Source organism: Saccharopolyspora oryzae, assembly GCF_027853915.1.
Taxonomy (GTDB): domain Bacteria; phylum Actinomycetota; class Actinomycetes; order Mycobacteriales; family Pseudonocardiaceae; genus Saccharopolyspora; species Saccharopolyspora oryzae.
In genome coordinates this window covers 148180-165799 of record NZ_JAQGLA010000004.1, presented here as the reverse complement: position 1 = coordinate 165799, position 17620 = coordinate 148180, and the positions used below count along the sequence as shown (strand labels likewise).

The window sequence follows — 17620 nt, the reverse complement described above, 5'->3', positions numbered from 1 at the left end:
GCGGGATCGGAGGGGCTCTGCGCTCAGCTGGTCGCCGCTCGGGCGAGCTCTTCGGCGAGGCGGGTGGTGTGCTCGGCCTTGCGGAAGCGTTCGTCGTCGATGATCCGGCGCAGGAAGTCGCCGGTCGTGCGCACCCGGTCGCCCTCGATCCGGAACTCCCCGATGGCCCGGCGCATCCGGCCGATGGCCTCCTCCCGGTCACGGCCCCACACCACGAGCTTCGCCAGCAGCGAGTCGTAGTTGGGCGGCACCTCGTAACCGGCGTGCGCGTGGGTGTCCACGCGGACGAACGGCCCGCCGGACGGGACGAATTCGCGCAGCAGCCCGGGTGTCGGCATGAAGTCGGCCGCCGGGTCCTCGGCGTTGATGCGGCACTCGATGGCCACACCGCGGCGCTCCACCTCGTCCTGGCCGAGCTCCAGCGCGTGGCCGGCCGCGATCCTGATCTGCTCGCGGACCAGGTCGATGCCGGTGACCACCTCGGTGACCGGGTGCTCGACCTGGATCCGGCAGTTGACCTCCATGAAGTAGAAGTCGCCGTCCTGGACCAGGAACTCGAACGTGCCGGCACCGACGTAGCCCGCAGCCCGGGCACCGGTGACGGCTGCGGCGCAGATGCGCTCGGCGAGGCCGTCGGGCAGGCGCGGCGCCGGCGTCTCCTCCACCAACTTCTGGTGCCTGCGCTGCATCGTGCAGTCCCGCTCGCCGAGGTGGATCACGCGGCCGTGGCCGTCGGCCAGCACCTGGACCTCGACGTGCCGCGCCCGTTCCAGGTACTTCTCCACGTAGACCCGGCCGTCGCCGAACAGCAGCTGCGCGGTGGCCTGCGTCTGCCGGTAGGCCTCGGCGAAGTCCTCGCCGCGGCGGACGATCCGCATCCCGCGCCCGCCACCACCGGCCGCCGCCTTGACGATGACCGGATATCCGATGCTGTTCGCGAGTTCCAGCGCGTCTTCGGGGGCGAGCGGGTCGACGCTGCCCGGCAGCAGCGGAAGCCCCGCCTGCACCATGGTCGCCCGCGCCGACGTCTTGTCCCCGAGGCGCGCCATCACCGCGGCGGGCGGGCCGATCAGCGTGATCCCGGCGTTCTCGCAGGCATCGGCGAAGAAGGCGTCCTCGGACAGGAAGCCGTAGCCGGGGTGGATCGCTTCGGCACCCGTGCGCGCTGCGGCTTCCAGCACCGCCGCCGCGTTGAGGTAGCTGCGGGTCGGCGACGGCGGACCGATCTGCACCGACTCGTCCGCGGCGCGCACCGGGGCCGAATCGCGGTCCACTGTGGAGTGCACGGCGACGGTGCGGATGCCCAGTTCGTCGCAGCTGCGGATGACGCGCAGCGCGATCTCGCCCCGGTTGGCGACCAGTACCTTCTCGAACATCGCGCTCTCCGATCCATTGGGCCTTTTTCATCCTGTCTGGTCTGCGACTGCGAGGCATGCCCGGCACCGCGCGGTGAGGGTCGCATGCGCCGCAGGCGCATAGCCCACCCTCGGCGCTTGCACCGCCGCGGGTTCTCAGCGTTCGCCTGGCGAGGACGGCCCGACTGCCGTGTATTGGCATACATAAAGTCGGGCACCCGTAGTCCAGGCGGGCGCTGAGGTTCCGCTACCGGCACCGCCGAGCAAAACGAGGATGGAAAACCTCATTGAGGTTGAACGCTCATCCGGCGTCCGGGGGCGTCAGCGGGCCGAGTCGCCGGAACCTCCGGTAGCGGTGTTCCACCAGCTCGTCGCCGTCCTGACCCGCGAAGTCGTCCAGGCCGGCGCACAGCGCGTCGCGCAGCCGCCGCGCGGCCAGCACCGGATCGGCGCCGGTTCCGCCGTCCGGTTCGGGGATCACGCCGTCTACGACCCCGAGGCGCAGCAGATCGCGCGCCGTGATGCCGAGCGCGGCGGCGGCCTTCGGCGCGGCCGCCGGGTCCTTCCAGAGGATCGCCGCGCAGCCTTCCGGGCTGATGACCGAGTACGTCGCGCTGGAGAACATCAGGATCCGGTTGGCCACCGCGATGCCCAGCGCACCACCGCTGCCGCCCTCGCCGATGACCGCGGAGACCACCGGCACCCGCAAACCGGCCATCAGCTTGAGGTTCTCGGCGATGGCGAACGCCTGTCCCCGTTCCTCGGCCTCGGCGCCCGGGTACGCGCCCGGGGTGTCGACGAGTGTGACGACGGGCAGGCCGAGCTTGTCCGCCAGGCGCATCATCCGCGCTGCCTTGCGGTACCCGGCCGGGCTCGGCATGCCGAAGTTGCGCTCGGTCAGCTCCGCCGGGGTGTGGCCCTTCTGCTGGCCGATCACCACCACCGGCCGCCCGCCGAGCCAGGCGGTGCCGGCGACCACCGCCGGGCAGTCCCCGCCGACCCGGTCTCCGCGCAGTTCCTGGAAGTCCTCGAAGGCGAGCGCGAAGTAGTCCAGCGCCGTCGGCCGGTCCAGGTCGCGGGCGTCGCGGACCTGCTGCCACGCATCGGTTTCGGGCAGCTGATCCGGATCGCGCAGGATTTCCGCGCGTACCGATTCCCCGGTGCTGCTCGCGGATTCGGCCACGCGGAGGAGCCTGCCCAGCTCGTGGCGCAGCCTCCCGCGGGCGACCACGAGGTCCACGAACCCCTTCTCGGCGAGCAGTTCGACGGTCTGGAAGTCGGGCGGCAGCTGCTGGCGGATGGTCTGCTCGACGACCCGCCGCCCGGCGAAGCCCAGCCGGGCCGCCGGTTCGGCGATCACCACGTCGGTCGAGGTCGCGAACGAGGCGGCGACCCCGCCGAAGGTCGGGTCGGTGACCAGGCTGATGGTCAGGACCCCGGCCCGGTCCAAGCGCGCCAGCGCCGCGCTCGTCCTGGCCATCTGCATCAGCGACAACGCGCCCTCCTGCATGCGCGCGCCGCCGGAGGCGGTGACCAGCAGCAGCGGAACCCGCTCGGCGAGCGCCTGCTCGGCCGCGCGCGTGATCATCTCGCCGACGTCGCTGCCGAGGCTCCCGCCGAGGAAGCCGAAGTCCATCACCGCGGCGATCGCGGGAGCGCCGTGCACGTGGATCCGCGCGCACACCACCGCTTCGTCCAGCCCGGTCCGGCGGCGCGCGTCGGCCAGCCGGGCCGGGTACGGCCGGCTGTCGACGAACTCCAGCGGATCCGCGCCGACGACCGGCAGCTCCAGCGGTTCCAGCTCCTCCGGATCGGCGAGCTGGCGCAGCCGCTGCCACGCGGTCAGCCTCCCGTGCTGCCCGCACTCGACGCACACCCGCAGGTTCGCGTCCCAGCGCTTGCCGTAGACCGGTGTCGTGCAGCGCTCGCACAGCACCCACTCGGCCTGCCCGATGGTCTGGGTCATGCTCAGATCTCCTCCGCGCGCCGCGTCACGCCAGGCAGGTGGGCAGCTGGCCGTCGTTGAACTCGATCATCTCGCCGAAGATGCGCACCACGTCCAGCGGTCTTCCGAGCTCTCCCCCGTCGAGCTCGGCGTAGGCGCGGTGCAGGTTGCCGACGAGCCGTTCGGGATCGAGCAGGTCGGCGTAGTCGCCCAGCCCGGTCCGCCGGGCCAGCTCCAGCGGGGACAGGCCCTCGGCGTGACCGGTCGCCGCGACCTGCTGGACCCAGCGCAGGTAGGCCTCGGTCCGGTCGATGACCTCGGGCCCGCACACCTCGCCGTGCCCGCCGACGACGACCTCCGCGCCGAGCCCGCGCAGCCGGTCGAGCGCCTGCAGGCTGCCGGCGATCGAGCCCATCAGGTTGAACGGCGTGCAGCCGTTCAGCAGGACGTCCCCGGCGAACAGCACCCGGTCCGCAGGCAGCCAGGCCACCACGTCGTTGGTGGTGTGCGCCGGGCCGACGTGGTGCAGCTCCACCACGCGGTCGTCGACGTGCAGGGTCATCCGGTCCCGGAAGGTCACGGTGGGCAGCACGAGCCGGACGTCACCCCACTCCACGTCCGGCCACAGCTGCGTCAGCCCGAGGCCGGTCTCGGCGATCTCCACCCGTGCCCGCTCGTGCGCGATGATGGTCGCCGCCGGGCCGAAGGCGAAGTTGCCGAACACGTGATCGCCGTGGTGGTGGGTGTTGACGATCGTGCGGTGCTCACCGGCCCCGAGCCCGTCCACGGCATCCCGCAGGAGCAGCGCCCGGCGCTCGGTGGCGGCGGTGTCCACGACCACGACCCCGTCGCGCCCCGCGATCAGGCCCGAGTTGTTCAGGCACCAGCCGCCGTTGGGCTGGGTGTGGGCGTAGACGCCGTCGGCGATCTCGACCAGCTTCGGTTCGGGCGCGGCGTTCACCGATCGCCCTTCCCGGCGGCGAACTCGCTCGTGTGCTTGAGCGTCGTGAGGCTGTTGTTCCCCAGCGCCGAGCGGACGAACCGCCGAGCATCGGCCAGCGTGCTGCCCGCCCCCAGGACTTCCTCGACCGCCTCCGTCCTGATCGAGACGGTGTGCCGCGCGGTGACCGTCGTGGTGCCGGCGTCCTCCCGGAACGTCCAGAGTCCACTGTGGCCGGACAGCAGCGCGGGCAGCACGACCTGCTTGTAGGCGATCCACTCCCCGCTCGCGCAGATCCGGTAGGAGCGGGTGGTGTGGGTCGCGCCGCCTTCGGTGACGGTGTCCATCGACAGCTCCTGGACGCCCGGTTCGTCCTCCCGCAGCGACACCGCCTGCACGTGCGGCAGGCGCTGCGCCCACAGGTCGGCGCGGTCGACGAACTCGTAGCAGTCGTCGGCACTTCCGGTGGAGCGGACCGAGTCCTCGAACGAGAAGACCACGTCGTCGATGTCGTCGGCGCGTTCGGCCACCGTGCGCAGCGCGGCGAGCTCCTTCTCGCTGTTGCCGTCCACCGCCCGGTTGATCCAGTCGACGGTGTCCGGGTCGTCGCCGACCGCGCTGAAGTGGTGCAGCAGCACGACTTCGGTGCGCCCGTCGGGCAGCGCGTCGAGCCGCCACTGCCCGCCCATCGAGGCCACCGGCGGCTGGCTGACCTCCTGCTCGAAGGACACCGTCCGCCGCACCGGGTCGAGCTCCCGGCGCGAGGTCCAGCTCTTGACGGTGCCGTTGAGCAGCGCCCACAACCGGAACCGCTCGTGGCGGTCGCCGCGCTCGAGGTGGTGCACGTGCAGGTTCGGCTCGAACACCGCCGGCCACCGGGTCACGTCCGCGACCAGGGCGTACAGCTGATCCGCGGGTGCCGAGACGACGAGCCGGTGTTCGGTCCGGTGCAGTGCTGGCATCACGACCTCCTGGTTCGGTGAGCGGTTCAGGCGGTCTCGACGGCGGCGCCGTTCACCGCGTCCAGCACCTGGCGGGGCGTGCGCAGTTCGACGACCTGGTCGTCCGGGATGACCACGCCCAGCTCCTGCCGGATGCGCGCCGCGGTCTCCATCAGCGCCAGCGAGTCGTAGCCGAGGTCGTCGAAGTCGGTGTCGATGGCGTCGGCGCCGAGCTCGGTGGCCTCGTCCTCGCCCGCGCACTCCACGAGGATGCGGCGCAGGTCGTCGATGGTCATCTTGCCCATGGTGAACTCCCCAATCCTGTTGTCCTGGTTCAGGAATCGATGCTTCGGACGACGATGGCCGAGTTGAAGCCCCACTTGCCTCGCGCTAGCACCAGCGCCGTCTCGACCTGCTGGTACCTGGGGGCTGCGGTGACCAGGTCGAGCTGGTGGTCGGGCACCGGTTCGGCGGTGTGCGCGATCGGCGGGATCACGCCGTCGCGGATGGTCAGCAGCGCGGCCACCAGGTCGAGCGGGCCGCCACCGGAGTAGAGGCGCCCGGTCAGCGTCTTCGGCGCGGTCACCGGGACCGCGTGCGGGCCGAACGCACCGCGGATCGCCTCGGCCTCGATCGCGTCCAGCTCGGCGACGCCCGAGGCGTCGGCGAACACGACGTCGACCTGGTCCGGCCGCAGACCGGCGTCGGCCAGCGCCAGCTCGATCGCCCGCCGCAGCGCGGGCGGCCGCTCGGATCTCGGCGCGGGATCGAAGGTCGCGGCGTAGCCGAGGACCTCGCCGTAGCCGGTGGCACCGCGCGAACGGGCCGATCCCGCGTCCTCGAGGAGGAGGATCGCCCCGCCCTCGCCCGGCACGTAGCCGTTGGCCGCCACGTCGAACGGCAGGTACGCCCGCTGCGGATCGGTGGCCGTGCTGATCCGGCCGCTGGCCAGGTGCGAGACCCAGCCCCACGGGTCGAAGGACGAGTCGACACCCCCGGTGACCACCATCGGCGTTCCGCCGCGAACCGCGCGCCGCGCGTGCCCGACCGCGTCCAGACCGCCGGCCTGCTCCGCGACCAGCACCGCCCCCGGGCCCCGCAGCCCGTGCCGGATCGAGATCTGGCCGGTGTTCACCGCGTAGAACCAGGCGAACGACTCGTAGACGCTGACGAACTCGGGGCCCTGCGCCCACAGCTTCTGGAACTCCCGGTGGGTGAACTCGAAACCACCGGTGGCGTTCGAGGTGATCACGCCGGTGCCGTACTCGGCCAGCTCCGCGGGGTCCACGCCCGCGTCCGCCAGCGCCCAGTCCGCCGCCGCGATCGCGAACCGGGTCGAGACGTCGGTCTGCGGCAGCAGCCGCTTCGGCAGGTGGTCGGCGGCCTCGAAGTCCAGCACCTGGCCCGCCAGCTGCGCCGGGTAGCCGGTCGGGTCGAACCGGCTGAGCCTGCTGATCCCGTGGCGCCCCTTCACCGTCGCCGCCCAGTAGTCGTCGACGCCGAGTCCGTTCGGCGCGACCACTCCCATGCCGGTCACCCACGTGCTCATGAGTTCGTCCCTCCCAATCGGCGCAGCACCATCGCGCTCTGGAAACCACCGAACCCGCTGCCGACGCTGAGCACGGTGTCCACCTGCTGCTCGCGGGCGACCAGCGGCACGTAGTCCAGGTCGCATTCGGGGTCGGCTTCGCGCAGGTTCGCCGTCGGCGGCACGACGCCGTGCTCGATGGCCAGCGCGCACGCCGCGACCTCGATCGATCCGATCGCGCCGAGGGAGTGCCCGACCATCGACTTGATCGAGCTGACCGGGGTCCGGTAGGCGTGCTCGCCCAGGCTGCGCTTGAACGCTGCGGTCTCGTGGCGGTCGTTCTGCTTGGTGCCGGAGCCGTGCGCGTTGATGTAGTCGATGGCGCTCGGATCGATCCGCGCCCGGTCCACCGCCACCCGGATCGCTTCGGCCATCTCGCGGCCGTCGGCCTTCAGGCCCGTCATGTGGTAGGCGTTGAGCCGCGTCGCGTACCCGGAGATCTCGGCGTAGACGTGCGCCCCGCGGGCCCGGGCGTGCTCCAGCTCCTCCAGCACGAACAGCGCCGCGCCTTCAGCGAGCACGAATCCGTTGCGGGAGTTGTCGAACGGCCGCGAGGCGTGCTCCGGGTCGTCGTTGCGCGGGGTGGTCGCCTTGATCGCGTCGAAGCAGGACACCACGATCGGCGTGATCGGGGTGTCGGCCGCGCCGGCGACCATCACGTCGGTGGTGCCTTCGGCGATGAGGTCGCAGGCGTGGCTGAGCGAGTCCAGCCCGGACGTGCAGCCGTCCGACACCATCGCGACCGGCCCTTCGGCACCGACGGTCCACGCCACCTCGGCCGGCATCACGCCGGGCGAGAGGTAGTCGAACATGTGCGCCGACAGGTAGGCCGGGTCGACCCGCCACTCCCGGCCCGCGTCGGAGAGCACCAGGTACTCCTGCTCCAGGCTGGTCGCCGCGGCTACCGCGCTGCCCAGGCTCACCCCGATCCGCTCCGGCGCGACCCGCTCGAACTCCAGCCCGCTGTCGGCGACCGCGTCCCGGGCGCACACCACGGCGAACTGGGCGGCGCGGTCCATGCGGCGGATCTCGCGCGGCGACAGCCCTTCGTGCTCCGCGTCGAAGTCGCACTCGGCCGCGATCTGGGAGCGGTAGGGGGACGGATCGAAGAAGCTGATCCGCCGGGTGGCCGTCCGCCCCGACGTCAGCAGTTCCCAGAAGTTCTTCGCACCGAGCCCGCCGGGGGCGCGCACCCCGACACCGGTGATCACCACACGCCGTGCCACCCGACACCTCCCAGTCCGTACCGGTTCGGTCTCGAACAGTGCAGCCGGGGCCTCGAACCGGACTCGAAGGTGGATTGCACCTCCGGCGCGGGCACCGGATTTCCTTGACAGGAAGGGGAAAACCGGGATTCCGGCGGCTCTCCACGCGCGCTCGAGACGGTCTCGACGACGCCGCGCCACGCTGCGTCGACAGTGCACCGCAGACGAGCAATGGAGGACTCATGCCCGCCAACACCAAGCCCGTCGCCCTCGTCACCGGGGCCACCAGCGGGATCGGCCTGGCGATCACCCGCAGGCTCGGCCGGCTCGGCGCGCGGGTCTACATCTGCGCTCGGCGCGCCGAGGAGCTGACCACGACGATCAAGACGCTCACCGAGGAAGGCCTCGAGGTCGACGGCAGCACCTGCGACGTCAGCGTGCCCGCGCAGATCCCGGAACTGGTCGGCGCCGCGGTCGACCGGTTCGGCCCGATCGACGTGCTGATCAACAACGCCGGGCGCTCCGGTGGCGGCGTCACCGTCGAGGTCGACGACGAGGTCTGGTTCGACGTGATCAACACCAACCTCAACAGCGTCTTCCTGATGACCAAGCAGGTCCTCACCGCGGGCGGGATGCTGGCGCAGGAACGCGGCCGGATCATCAACATCGCGTCCACCGGTGGGAAGCAGGGCGTCATCTGGGGTTCGCCCTACTCGGCGTCCAAGCACGGCGTGGTCGGCTTCACCAAGTCGCTCGGGCTCGAGCTGGCCAAGACCGGGATCACGGTCAACGCCGTCTGCCCCGGATTCGTGGAAACCCCGATGGCGGAACGGGTTCGGGCGCACTACTCGAAGATCTGGAGCGTCACCGAGCAGGAGGCGCACGAGCGCGTCACCACCCGGGTTCCGCTGGGCCGCTACGTCGAGCCCGAGGAGGTCGCCGCGATGGTGGAGTACCTCGTCAGCGACGGCGCAGCCGCGGTGACCGCGCAAGCGCTCAACGTGTGCGGCGGCCTTGGCAACTACTGACCGGTCCGCCCCGCAGCCGAACGACGACGGAGGTGTTGCCATGGCGGAGAAAACCGCGCCCGAGCACGAGCTCGGCGCCGTCCTCACGACAATCGAGCAGCACGTCACCCGGATGCTGACCGGACTGCCGAACAGCCCGACGGCGCTGCGCGTCCGGTTCGGCGACGTGGCGGTGGAAACGGAGTGGACTGCGCCGGTCGCGGCCGCTCCCCCACCGGCCGCGCCGGTCCGCCCCACCGACGAGCCCGCCGACGACCGGTCCCTGCACGTCCGCGCCCCGTCGGTCGGGGTGTTCTACCGCGCACCGGAACCGGGCGCCGAACCGTTCGTCAGCGAGGGCGACGTGATCCGCCCCGGGCAGCAGGTGGCGATCGTGGAGGCGATGAAGCTGATGATCCCGGTGAAGTCCGAGGTGCACGGCGAGGTCGTCGCAGTGCTGAAGGCCAACGGCGACCCGGTGGAGTACGACGAGCCGCTGCTGGCGGTCGTCCCCGTCGACTGAACCCACCGACGATTCGGCTCCGGGGCGCACGCACACCCCGGAGCCGAATCGTCGTGCTCACACCGCGACCGCAGCGAACTCCTGGTCGTGGTCGACCGCGCGGGACTTCAGGCGCAGCGCCCCCCGGTCCCGGACGATGACGTCGTTGACCACGCAGCTGGGCCCCACGTCCGGCCGGCCGCCGGGCCTGGTGGTGAGGACCAGCGCGTACGCGGTCGAGCTCAGCGACCCGTCCTCCTGCTGCTCGAGCACGACGTGGTTGAAGTAGTGCCGGCGCTGCACCGGATCGCCGTCGAACTTCTTGTGGAACTCGTGCAGGGCCTCGGTGATGCCCTGACGGGTCTGCGCGGCCGGCAGCTTCGGCGAGTGCTTGAACGTGCCGTCGGCGGTGAACGTCGCCGCGTACGACTCGAAGTCACCACCGTCGAGCGCCTGCATCTGCCGGGCGTAGAAGTGCAGCACTTCGGCGTAGAGCTCGGGTGGGACGGGTGATCCGGTCATGCTCTCCTCCGAGACTGGTGTCGTTTCGAGCTTCCAGCCAACGCTGCGGGCCCGGCTTCGAACTCCACTTGAGACGACCTGGAACGGCGCCGCGATCGCGCCTGTAGCGCCGTTCGAGCCGGTGTGGACACCGACGCAGCACGCTGGCCGTGGTCTTGCCGATACCTCGGAGGTGGCAGGGATGAAGGGGATCATCCTCGCGGGTGGTCACGGCACGCGGCTGCACCCGGTCACGCTGGGCGTCTCGAAGCAGCTGCTGCCGGTCTACGACAAACCGATGATCTACTACCCGCTGTCGGTGCTGATGCTGGCGGGCATCCGGGAGGTCCTGCTGATCTCCACGCCGAACGACCTGGACGGGTTCCGCCGCCTGCTCGGCGACGGCGGCGAACTGGGGTTGAGCATCGACTACGCGGAGCAGACCGAACCGCGCGGCCTGGCCGACGCGTTCCTGCTCGGCGCCGAGCACATCGGTGCCGATCCGGTGGCGCTCATCCTGGGCGACAACATCTTCCACGGCCAGGGCTTCTCGACCCTGCTGGCGAGCACGGCGGCCGAGGTCGACGGCTGCGTGCTGTTCGGGTACCCGGTGCACGACCCCGAGCGCTACGGCGTCGGCGAGGTGGACGAGACGGGCCGGCTGATCTCGATCGAGGAGAAGCCCAGCCGCCCGCGCTCCAACAAGGCCGTCACCGGCCTGTACTTCTACGACAACGACGTGGTCGACATCGCCAAGAACCTGCACCCGTCACCGCGCGGGGAGCTCGAGATCACCGACGTCAACCGGCACTACCTGGCCAGGGGGAAAGCCCGGCTGGTCGACCTCGGACGCGGATTCGCCTGGCTGGACACCGGAACTCACGAGTCGCTGGCCGAAGCCGGCCAGTACGTGCGCATCCTGGAGCACCGCCAGGGCGTGCGGATCGCCTGCATCGAGGAGATCGCGATGCGCATGGGCTTCATCGACGAGAACGCCTGCTACCGCCTCGGCGAGAAGCTGTCGAAATCGCCGTACGGGCAGTACATCATGGAGGTCGCCGCCGCCGGGCGGTCGGCCCACGACGACTGACCGCCGGTCCCGCTATGCCGGGACGGCGTACGCGACGACGTTGTCCTCGTACTGGCGGATGCCGTCGTCGAAGCGCCCGCCGCAGGTGATCAGGACCAGGCGGGGGCGGCCGGTGCGTTCGAACACGTCCATCGGCAAGAAGTCCTTCGGGTAGCTGCGCAGCGCCTCGACCCGGTACCGGGTGGTGCGGCTGGCGGAGATGACCTCGACGATCTCCCCCGGATTGAGGTCAGCCACCTCGAAGAACGCACCCGGGCCGGCGCTGCGGGTGTCGACGTGCCCGGCGAGCACCACTGTGCCCGCCCGGGATCCCGGTGCAGCACCGGCACTCCACCATCCGACGACGGCCGGCGACTCGGGCACGTCCAACTGCTGGTCTGGCCCCAGCAGCACCGGCTGCACCGGCGCGTCGACTCCCACCGACGGCATCCTGATCCGCTGCGGCACCTCGCCATCCGGTACCGGCTCCAGCACTTCCCGCTTCTCAACGGGATCGGACGGCGAATGCGCGGGCGGCACCGTTCCCGAGTGCGGCAGCGAGGGCCCGGACAACGAGTACCCCAGCCCCGCTGCCGCAGTCACGAGTCCGAGCGCGAGCAGCGCTCCAGGTGTCCAACGACGCCACCGGCTCACCCGAACCGCCGGCGCAGCAACACCACCCCAGCGCCCGCGGCGATCACCAGGCCGCCGGCCAGCAGTCCCAAGCCGGTGGTGCTGGACTGGATCCGCTCGGCCAAGCCGCCGGTCCCGGTGTTCGCACCCTTCGGCGTGGCTTCCACGGCCTTCGACGCTTCCTGCGCGTGGTTCAGGTGTTTGAGGACCACCGGGAGGAAGTCCTTCGCGAAGGCCTGCACGTCGGCATCCCCACCGGAGCCGATCTCGGAGCGGGTGAACGCGGCCGCCTCCTCGTGCCCGGAGACCTGCGCCTTCAGATATGCGGTGTCGAAAGCAGCGCCCGACGCCTTCTCCAGCTCGTGGCCCGTGCTCTGCTGCTCCGCGCTCGGCGACGTCGGCAAGGTCACGCCCTTCCGGCTCGCCAGCTCCTCCATCTTGGCCTTCGCGTCCTGGTGATCGGCGAGCGTCTCCTGCGCCAGCGATCGCACCTGCGGCGTGGTCGCCTTCTTCACCGCGAGCTCACCGATGGTGATCTCCGCCAGGTTCACCTGCTCGGCCTTCGTCAGGAACGAACTGTCCTGATCGGACATCGCGGCGGCCACCGCGCCCGACGACTGCACCTGCCCCGCCGATGGCGGAACAGCCTGCGCCGCAACGCCGGGCGCGGCCAGCACCGCCATCACGACCGCACCACCGACAGCCGCCACAGCGCACTTCCCCATCCCGATCACATCCCCCAGGTAAGTCAGCATGTCCCGAGCGGGATACCCCGTGTCCCACCGCGAAAACCCCCTGCACCGGACCGAAACTCCGTTCGCGGTCAGCGCACCCCAGTGGAGGACCGGAGCAGCACCCGCCACTAGGCTGGAGCGATGACGTCGGTCAAGCAGTTCCAGGTCACCTTCGACTGCGCAGAACCCGAGCGCGTTGCTCGTTTCTGGTGCGAGGTTCTGGGGTACGCGGCACCCCCGCCGCCGGAGGGTTTCGCCACCTGGGACGACTACAACGGCTCGCTGCCCGCCGAGCAGCGGGATTCGGCGTTCGCCTGCAGCGACCCCACCGGTGTGGGCCCGCGGCTGTTCTTCCAGCGCGTTCCCGAGGACAAGGTCGCCAAGAACCGGGTGCACCTCGACGTGCGTATCGGCACCGGGCTCGTGGGCGAAGAGCGCCTCGCCAAGCTCGAGGCGGAGTGCGCACGCCTGGTCGCGCTCGGCGCGACCCGCGTCCGCATCCTGCCCGCCGACGACGAAGAGGAGTCCTGCATCGTGATGCAGGACGTCGAGGGAAACGAGTTCTGCCTGGACTGAGCCGGTCAGCTCGCGCTGATCCCTCCTGCACCTGGCCGCGCCGTGACGAATACTCGGGTGGCGAGGGGGTGTCGAGATGCTCGAGAAGATCGCCGACGTGCCCGCGGAGATCGATGCGGTCAAGGCCGTGGGCAAGCTGTCGAAGGAGGACTACGAAACGGTCCTCGAACCGCTCTTCGACGCCGCGCGCCGGGACGACCGGCGCATTCGGCTGCTGTACCAGGTCGGCCCGGAGTTCCAGGGCTTCACCGCCGGCGCGGCGTGGGAGGACGCGAAGGTCGGGTGGGGGTTCATCCGGCTGATCGAGGGCTGCGCGGTCGTCACCGACATCCGGTGGATCGCCGAATCGACCCGCCTGGCGAGCTTCCTGCTGCCCTGCCCGGTGCGGATCTTCAGCAACGACGACCGGGACGCGGCCGTCGAGTGGTTGACGTCGCTGCCAGAAGGACCGGGCGTGTCGCACCACATCATCCCCGAGTCCGGCGTGCTCGTGGTGGAGGTCGAAGAACCGCTCCGCGCACCCGACTTCGAAGCCCTGGCGCACACGGCCGACTCCTGGCTGGAGCAGCACCGCGACCTGCCCGGGCTGGTGGTCCACGTCCGGGAGTTCCCCGGCTGGGAGAACATCACCGGCCTGATCCGGCACATCCGCTTCGTCCGCGACCACCACCGCAGCGTCAAGCGCGTGGCGCTGGTCGCGGACAGCAAGCTCGCCGGGCTCCCCCGCACCTGGTGAACCACTTCGTGCAAGCGGAGGTGACCAGCTTCGGCTACGACGACCTCGACGCCGCCATCGCCTGGGCCGCCGGTCCGACCTGAGCTGCCCGCCGGGTTCCCTAGCTCTGAGCGAAGAACGTCGTCAGCTGGTCGACCACGAACTCCGGCTGCTCCTCGGGGATGTAGTGCCCGCTGCCGGGAACTGCGACGACGTGCACGTCGGTGCCCCTGTCGGCCATCTGCTCCCGCAGCAGCGCGTAGTTGTCCTCCGCGGCCAGGGTCAGGATCGGAGTGGTCACCGGCGGGTACGTGTCCAGGTCCGCGATGTCCTGGCGCATCGTCTGGTACCAGCGGTTGCCCGCCCGGATTGCCTCTGGCGAGTCGTAGGCGTGGGCGTAGACGCGTCGGGCCTGCTCGTCGACCGAGGCCTGATCGACGAGCATGTGCCCGTAGAGCCAGTCGACGAGCAACCGGAACCGTCCGTCGAGCAGTCGTTCCGGCAGCTCCTGGAGCTGGTTGAACGCGAACCACCACGGGTACCCACCGCGGCCCTCGGTGAGCGAGGCGACCTGCTCGTCGCTGGCCGGGAGCATCGGGATGGCCAGCCACGATTCGACCGGCACGCCCAGGTCCATGGTGACCAACCGGCGCACGGCGCGCGGAAATCCCGCGGTCAGGTGGTAGCCGACCGACGCACCGATGTCGTGCCCAGCTACGAAGGCCGACTCGTGGCCGAGATGTCCGATCAGCGCGCGGATGTCGGCCGCCATGGTCTTCTTGTCGTAGCCGGTCTCCGGTTTGGCCGACCCGCCCATCCCCCGCATGTCGACCGCGATCACGCGGAAGCGGCGGGCGAGCTCGGGCATGATCTTGCGGAACTGCCACCAGGTCTGCGGCCACCCGCCGAGCAGGACGAGCGGGTCGCCCGCGCCTCCGCTGACGTAGTGCAGCCGCGTCCCGTTCACCTCGGCGTGCGCGCTGGTGAACTCGCCGTCCAGCGACGCGGCCAGTTCGGCGTCGGTGGGCGCAACAGGCGTGGAAACCACGATCAGATCTCCTTTACTGGAATGCTCGGTCAAGAAAATAGGCATGCGAAAGCCGCCGAGAACGACGGGGATCGGCTCAGTCGAGCAGCGCGAGGGCCTGTTCGACCGCGTCGTCGAGCAGCCGCCGGCGCAGCGAGGTCTTGCCGACCACGCGCACGCCCTGCAGCAAGGTGACCAGGAAGCGCGCCAGGGCCACCGGGTCGCGATCAGCGGGCAGCTCACCCTCGTTCCTGGCCCGCACCAACGCGGCCGACAGGACGGTCTCCATCGTCTCCAACGCGGAAGCCACGAGACGACCGGCGGCCTCGTCACCGGGCAGCTCCACCGCGGTGTTGGTCGTCAGACACCCTTTGTACTGGTCATCGGCCAGCGAGGTCTGCACGTACCAGCGGACCATCGCCCGCACCGCGTCGAGCGAGGAGCCCGGTGCGGCGAGCTGATCGAGCAACCCGGCGCGCGCGTCGTCCACGTAGCGCTCGACCGCCGCCAGGTACAGATCGCGCTTGCCGCCGAACGCCCCGTAGATGCTGCCGCGCCCCAGGCCCAGCTGGTCGACCAGGTCCTGCATCGACGTCGCCTCGTACCCCTGGCGCCAGAACAGATCCATCGCCGACCGCAGCGCCGCGTCGGGATCGAACTCCTTCACCCTTCCCACGACCGGCAACACTACAGATATTGGACCGACCGTTCAAGAAAGCCTCGCCGTGATCGCGGTCAGGCAGTCGGACCCGGCGCCTTCGTCGCACCACGGGTCGATGGGGACGCACTCGCGCTTGCGGCCCAGTTCGTCCAGGATCCAGCCCTGGCGCTTCACCGTGCGCAGCACGATGACGTGGTCGGCGATCTCGAACTCGGGGTGCGCGTCGACGATCCGCTCCTCCAGGTCCAGGGCGCTGTCGGTGGAGTGCAACCAGGTCGACACCAGCAAGTTCGTGCTCCCGCTGATGGCGACCAGCTGGCGGACCTCGGGCATCCGGGCCAGCTGGTCGCAGATGCGCCTCCGGTCGTCGTGCGGCACCCGCGCCCACAGCAGCGTGCTCACCGGCCAGCCCGTCAGGTGCTGGGAGATCTCGCAGCGGAAGGCGACCGCACCCGAGTTCGCCAGCCGGGACAGCCTGCGGCGGGTCGCCGTGTGGCTGGCGCCGGTGCGCTCGGCGAGTTCGGTGACCGGCGCCCGGCCGTCCGCCGCCAGCGCGAGCAGCAGCGCGTGGTCGGCCGCGGAGAGGCGCCCCGGCAACGCAGCCGCACCCTCTGCAGCGGGCTGGAGCCGCTCGCACTGACCGCGGGACAGCGCATCCAACCGCCAGGCGTTCCCGGCCAGGTAGATGCGGGTGCTGACCTGGGTGTCCACCTTGACCACGCCGGGCAGCCGGCTGACCTCGTCCAGGATGAAGCGCGACAACGCCGGGAGATCGCGGGCGACGGCGTTGACCTGCAGGTCGCGGCCGCTGGCCACCTCCATCACCGACTTCGTCCGCGGATCCCGGGCCAGCGCGAGCGCCACCCGCTCCCGCTCCCCCGGTTCGCAGTGGACGTCGAGGAAGGCGTTGCACACCGAGCGCCACAGCTCAGGACTGCCGGTGGCGGTGACCCACGCCTGCCCCCGCTCGACGAGCCGCCCCCAGCGCCGGGCCACCGTGGCAGCGCTGAGCCCGAGGACCTCGCCCACCAACGTCCAAGAGGCGCGGGGAGCGACCTGCAGGGCGTTGGCGATGGCGAGATCGGTCTCGTCCAGACCTTCGACGGAAGCCGCCCCGGCGAAATCTTCCATGCACAGCCTTCCTGCGGCGATTTCCGTCGATTTTCGTGCGCGATCAGCGTCGATGGCCACGATGAGGCACCACAGCACGACCGCGCAAGTGCCGCGGTCCGCGCGGCCGGCGATCCCGGACGCCGAACCCACCAACCCCGCTCTCGACGAAGGACGAATGGGATGACGCAACCCGAGTTGCAGCCCTGGCAGTGGGACGAGGAGACCTGGCGCCGGCACATCGGGCGCGTCCGCGCCGGACGCTCCCTCCGACCCGACAGCTGGCCCGGCGGCGCCAAGTGCGCAGTGGCCGTGTCGTTCGACTCCGACCACGAAACACCGGCGCTGCGCGACGGCCTGACGAGTCCGGCCCAGATGGCCCAGGGCGAGTACGGAGCGCGCGTGGCGGTGCCGAAGATCCTCGCGCTGCTGGCGAAGTACGACGTTCCGGCCAGCTTCTTCATGCCCGCGGTGTGCGCGCTGCTCCGACCGGAAGAAGCGCAGACCTACGTCGCAGCGGGCCACGAAGTGGGGATCCACGGCTGGATCCACGAGCGCAACGCGCTCCTGCCCGCCGACGACGAGCGCGAGCTGCAACTGCGCAGCGCGGACGCGCTGGAGCGGGTGACGGGCGTGCGCCCGGTCGGGATCCGCACCCCCTCCTGGGACTTCTCCGAGCACACCTTGGCCATCACCCGCGAGATGGGGCTGCTCTACGACTCCTCGCTCATGGCCGACGACGAACCGCACGAGCTGCTGGAGAACGGGGAGCCCACCGGGGTGGTGGAGATCCCCGTGGAGTGGATCCGCGACGACGCGCCCTACTTCATGATGGAGCGCTTCGCCTCGCTGCGGCCCTACATCTCCCCGCGCGAGGTGCTGTCGATCTGGCGGGACGAGTTCGACGCCGCCCGCACCGAAGGCGGTCTTTTCCAGATCACCTTCCACCCGCACATCATCGGCCACCGCTCGCGGCTGGTCGTGCTGGACGAGCTGCTCGCCCACATCGCCGGCCACGACGACGTCTGGTTCGCCACGCATCAGCAGATCGCTGAGCACTGCCTGGCCAGCGCGGCCTGACCCGTCCCCCACCTCCTCCACCACGAAAGCA

General features: G+C 70.7%; 19 protein-coding genes. 6 read left to right on the top strand and 13 right to left on the bottom strand.

The window, feature by feature from the left end; genetic code table 11:
* Nucleotides 1-23: 23 nt before the first annotated feature.
* The 7 genes from OU415_RS04645 to OU415_RS04615 form a co-directional block, all read right to left on the bottom strand.
* Nucleotides 24-1376 carry an acetyl-CoA carboxylase biotin carboxylase subunit gene (locus tag OU415_RS04645; RefSeq protein WP_270947282.1) on the bottom strand — a complete coding sequence of 451 codons (1353 nt, stop codon included), beginning with the start codon at nt 1374-1376 and terminating at the stop codon, nt 24-26.
* 280 nt (nt 1377-1656) lie between these two features.
* Complete coding sequence (locus OU415_RS04640) at nt 1657-3321, bottom strand: acetyl-CoA carboxylase carboxyltransferase subunit alpha (RefSeq protein WP_270947281.1); 1665 nt, start codon at nt 3319-3321, stop codon at nt 1657-1659.
* Nucleotides 3322-3346: 25 nt separating this feature from the next.
* The gene (locus OU415_RS04635; RefSeq protein WP_270947280.1) at nt 3347-4261 is read right to left on the bottom strand and encodes an MBL fold metallo-hydrolase; all 915 of its coding nucleotides are present in this window, start codon (nt 4259-4261) and stop codon (nt 3347-3349) included.
* Complete coding sequence (locus OU415_RS04630; protein ID WP_270947279.1) at nt 4258-5202, bottom strand: aromatase/cyclase; 945 nt, start codon at nt 5200-5202, stop codon at nt 4258-4260. Before OU415_RS04630 ends, OU415_RS04635 begins: the two co-directional genes overlap by 4 nt.
* Nucleotides 5203-5228: 26 nt before the next feature.
* Nucleotides 5229-5486 carry an acyl carrier protein gene (locus OU415_RS04625; protein ID WP_270947278.1) on the bottom strand — a complete coding sequence of 86 codons (258 nt, stop codon included), beginning with the start codon at nt 5484-5486 and terminating at the stop codon, nt 5229-5231.
* Nucleotides 5487-5515: 29 nt separating this feature from the next.
* A complete protein-coding gene (locus OU415_RS04620) occupies nt 5516-6730 on the bottom strand; it encodes a ketosynthase chain-length factor (RefSeq protein ID WP_270947277.1) in 1215 nt (404 codons plus the stop codon).
* A complete protein-coding gene (locus OU415_RS04615) occupies nt 6727-7995 on the bottom strand; it encodes a beta-ketoacyl-[acyl-carrier-protein] synthase family protein (protein ID WP_270947276.1) in 1269 nt (422 codons plus the stop codon). The genes OU415_RS04620 and OU415_RS04615 overlap by 4 nt, the downstream gene beginning before the upstream one ends.
* A gap of 221 nt (nt 7996-8216) precedes the next feature.
* On the opposite strand from OU415_RS04615, the gene OU415_RS04610 reads away from it, so the two are divergent.
* Both OU415_RS04610 and OU415_RS04605 read left to right on the top strand, forming a co-directional pair.
* Entirely contained in the window at nt 8217-9002 is a 786-nt protein-coding gene (locus tag OU415_RS04610; RefSeq protein WP_270947275.1) for an SDR family NAD(P)-dependent oxidoreductase, read from the top strand.
* Nucleotides 9003-9042: 40 nt separating this feature from the next.
* The gene (locus OU415_RS04605; protein ID WP_270947274.1) at nt 9043-9504 is read left to right on the top strand and encodes an acetyl-CoA carboxylase biotin carboxyl carrier protein; all 462 of its coding nucleotides are present in this window, start codon (nt 9043-9045) and stop codon (nt 9502-9504) included.
* Between the two features lie 57 nt (nt 9505-9561).
* Here the strand turns inward: OU415_RS04605 and OU415_RS04600 are convergent, their stop codons facing one another.
* On the bottom strand, nt 9562-10005 hold the full coding sequence (locus OU415_RS04600; RefSeq protein ID WP_270947273.1) for a nuclear transport factor 2 family protein: 444 nt from the start codon (nt 10003-10005) through the stop codon (nt 9562-9564).
* 181 nt (nt 10006-10186) lie between these two features.
* Here OU415_RS04600 and rfbA point away from each other — a divergent pair, with 181 nt between their 5' ends.
* On the top strand, nt 10187-11074 hold the full coding sequence (rfbA, locus tag OU415_RS04595; RefSeq protein ID WP_270947272.1) for a glucose-1-phosphate thymidylyltransferase RfbA: 888 nt from the start codon (nt 10187-10189) through the stop codon (nt 11072-11074).
* 12 nt (nt 11075-11086) lie between these two features.
* Here the strand turns inward: rfbA and OU415_RS04590 are convergent, their stop codons facing one another.
* Both OU415_RS04590 and OU415_RS04585 read right to left on the bottom strand, forming a co-directional pair.
* Nucleotides 11087-11656, bottom strand: coding sequence for a class F sortase (locus OU415_RS04590; protein WP_270947271.1), 570 nt, complete (start codon nt 11654-11656; stop codon nt 11087-11089).
* A gap of 47 nt (nt 11657-11703) precedes the next feature.
* Nucleotides 11704-12441 carry a DUF4142 domain-containing protein gene (locus OU415_RS04585; RefSeq protein WP_270947270.1) on the bottom strand — a complete coding sequence of 246 codons (738 nt, stop codon included), beginning with the start codon at nt 12439-12441 and terminating at the stop codon, nt 11704-11706.
* A gap of 120 nt (nt 12442-12561) precedes the next feature.
* On the opposite strand from OU415_RS04585, the gene OU415_RS04580 reads away from it, so the two are divergent.
* Entirely contained in the window at nt 12562-12996 is a 435-nt protein-coding gene (locus OU415_RS04580; RefSeq protein WP_270947269.1) for a VOC family protein, read from the top strand.
* 76 nt (nt 12997-13072) lie between these two features.
* Complete coding sequence (locus tag OU415_RS04575; RefSeq protein WP_270947268.1) at nt 13073-13732, top strand: SpoIIAA family protein; 660 nt, start codon at nt 13073-13075, stop codon at nt 13730-13732.
* A gap of 100 nt (nt 13733-13832) precedes the next feature.
* Here OU415_RS04575 and OU415_RS04570 read toward each other — a convergent pair whose 3' ends face one another.
* The 3 genes from OU415_RS04570 to OU415_RS04560 form a co-directional block, all read right to left on the bottom strand.
* A complete protein-coding gene (locus OU415_RS04570) occupies nt 13833-14759 on the bottom strand; it encodes an alpha/beta fold hydrolase (protein WP_270947267.1) in 927 nt (308 codons plus the stop codon).
* 76 nt (nt 14760-14835) lie between these two features.
* Nucleotides 14836-15414 carry a TetR/AcrR family transcriptional regulator gene (locus tag OU415_RS04565; protein WP_270947266.1) on the bottom strand — a complete coding sequence of 193 codons (579 nt, stop codon included), beginning with the start codon at nt 15412-15414 and terminating at the stop codon, nt 14836-14838.
* A gap of 33 nt (nt 15415-15447) precedes the next feature.
* Entirely contained in the window at nt 15448-16530 is a 1083-nt protein-coding gene (locus tag OU415_RS04560) for an Lrp/AsnC family transcriptional regulator (RefSeq protein WP_270947265.1), read from the bottom strand.
* Between the two features lie 162 nt (nt 16531-16692).
* On the opposite strand from OU415_RS04560, the gene OU415_RS04555 reads away from it, so the two are divergent.
* Nucleotides 16693-17589: a polysaccharide deacetylase family protein gene (locus tag OU415_RS04555; RefSeq protein ID WP_270947264.1), complete on the top strand. Its 897-nt coding sequence runs from the start codon at nt 16693-16695 to the stop codon at nt 17587-17589.
* The last annotated feature ends 31 nt before the right edge of the window (nt 17590-17620 follow it).

What these genes read in the sequence shown, in the direction of transcription:
- OU415_RS04645 (WP_270947282.1), bottom strand. Translation starts at nt 1,376, where the DNA reads ATGTTCGAGAAGGTACTGGTCGCCAACCGGGGCGAGATCGCGCTGCGC.
- OU415_RS04640 (WP_270947281.1), bottom strand. Translation starts at nt 3,321, where the DNA reads ATGACCCAGACCATCGGGCAGGCCGAGTGGGTGCTGTGCGAGCGCTGC.
- OU415_RS04630 (WP_270947279.1), bottom strand. Translation starts at nt 5,202, where the DNA reads ATGCCAGCACTGCACCGGACCGAACACCGGCTCGTCGTCTCGGCACCC.
- OU415_RS04625 (WP_270947278.1), bottom strand. Translation starts at nt 5,486, where the DNA reads ATGGGCAAGATGACCATCGACGACCTGCGCCGCATCCTCGTGGAGTGC.
- OU415_RS04620 (WP_270947277.1), bottom strand. Translation starts at nt 6,730, where the DNA reads ATGAGCACGTGGGTGACCGGCATGGGAGTGGTCGCGCCGAACGGACTC.
- OU415_RS04610 (WP_270947275.1), top strand. Translation starts at nt 8,217, where the DNA reads ATGCCCGCCAACACCAAGCCCGTCGCCCTCGTCACCGGGGCCACCAGC.
- OU415_RS04605 (WP_270947274.1), top strand. Translation starts at nt 9,043, where the DNA reads ATGGCGGAGAAAACCGCGCCCGAGCACGAGCTCGGCGCCGTCCTCACG.
- OU415_RS04600 (WP_270947273.1), bottom strand. Translation starts at nt 10,005, where the DNA reads ATGACCGGATCACCCGTCCCACCCGAGCTCTACGCCGAAGTGCTGCAC.
- rfbA (WP_270947272.1), top strand. Translation starts at nt 10,187, where the DNA reads ATGAAGGGGATCATCCTCGCGGGTGGTCACGGCACGCGGCTGCACCCG.
- OU415_RS04585 (WP_270947270.1), bottom strand. Translation starts at nt 12,441, where the DNA reads ATGCTGACTTACCTGGGGGATGTGATCGGGATGGGGAAGTGCGCTGTG.
- OU415_RS04580 (WP_270947269.1), top strand. Translation starts at nt 12,562, where the DNA reads ATGACGTCGGTCAAGCAGTTCCAGGTCACCTTCGACTGCGCAGAACCC.
- OU415_RS04575 (WP_270947268.1), top strand. Translation starts at nt 13,073, where the DNA reads ATGCTCGAGAAGATCGCCGACGTGCCCGCGGAGATCGATGCGGTCAAG.
- OU415_RS04560 (WP_270947265.1), bottom strand. Translation starts at nt 16,530, where the DNA reads ATGGAAGATTTCGCCGGGGCGGCTTCCGTCGAAGGTCTGGACGAGACC.
- OU415_RS04555 (WP_270947264.1), top strand. Translation starts at nt 16,693, where the DNA reads ATGACGCAACCCGAGTTGCAGCCCTGGCAGTGGGACGAGGAGACCTGG.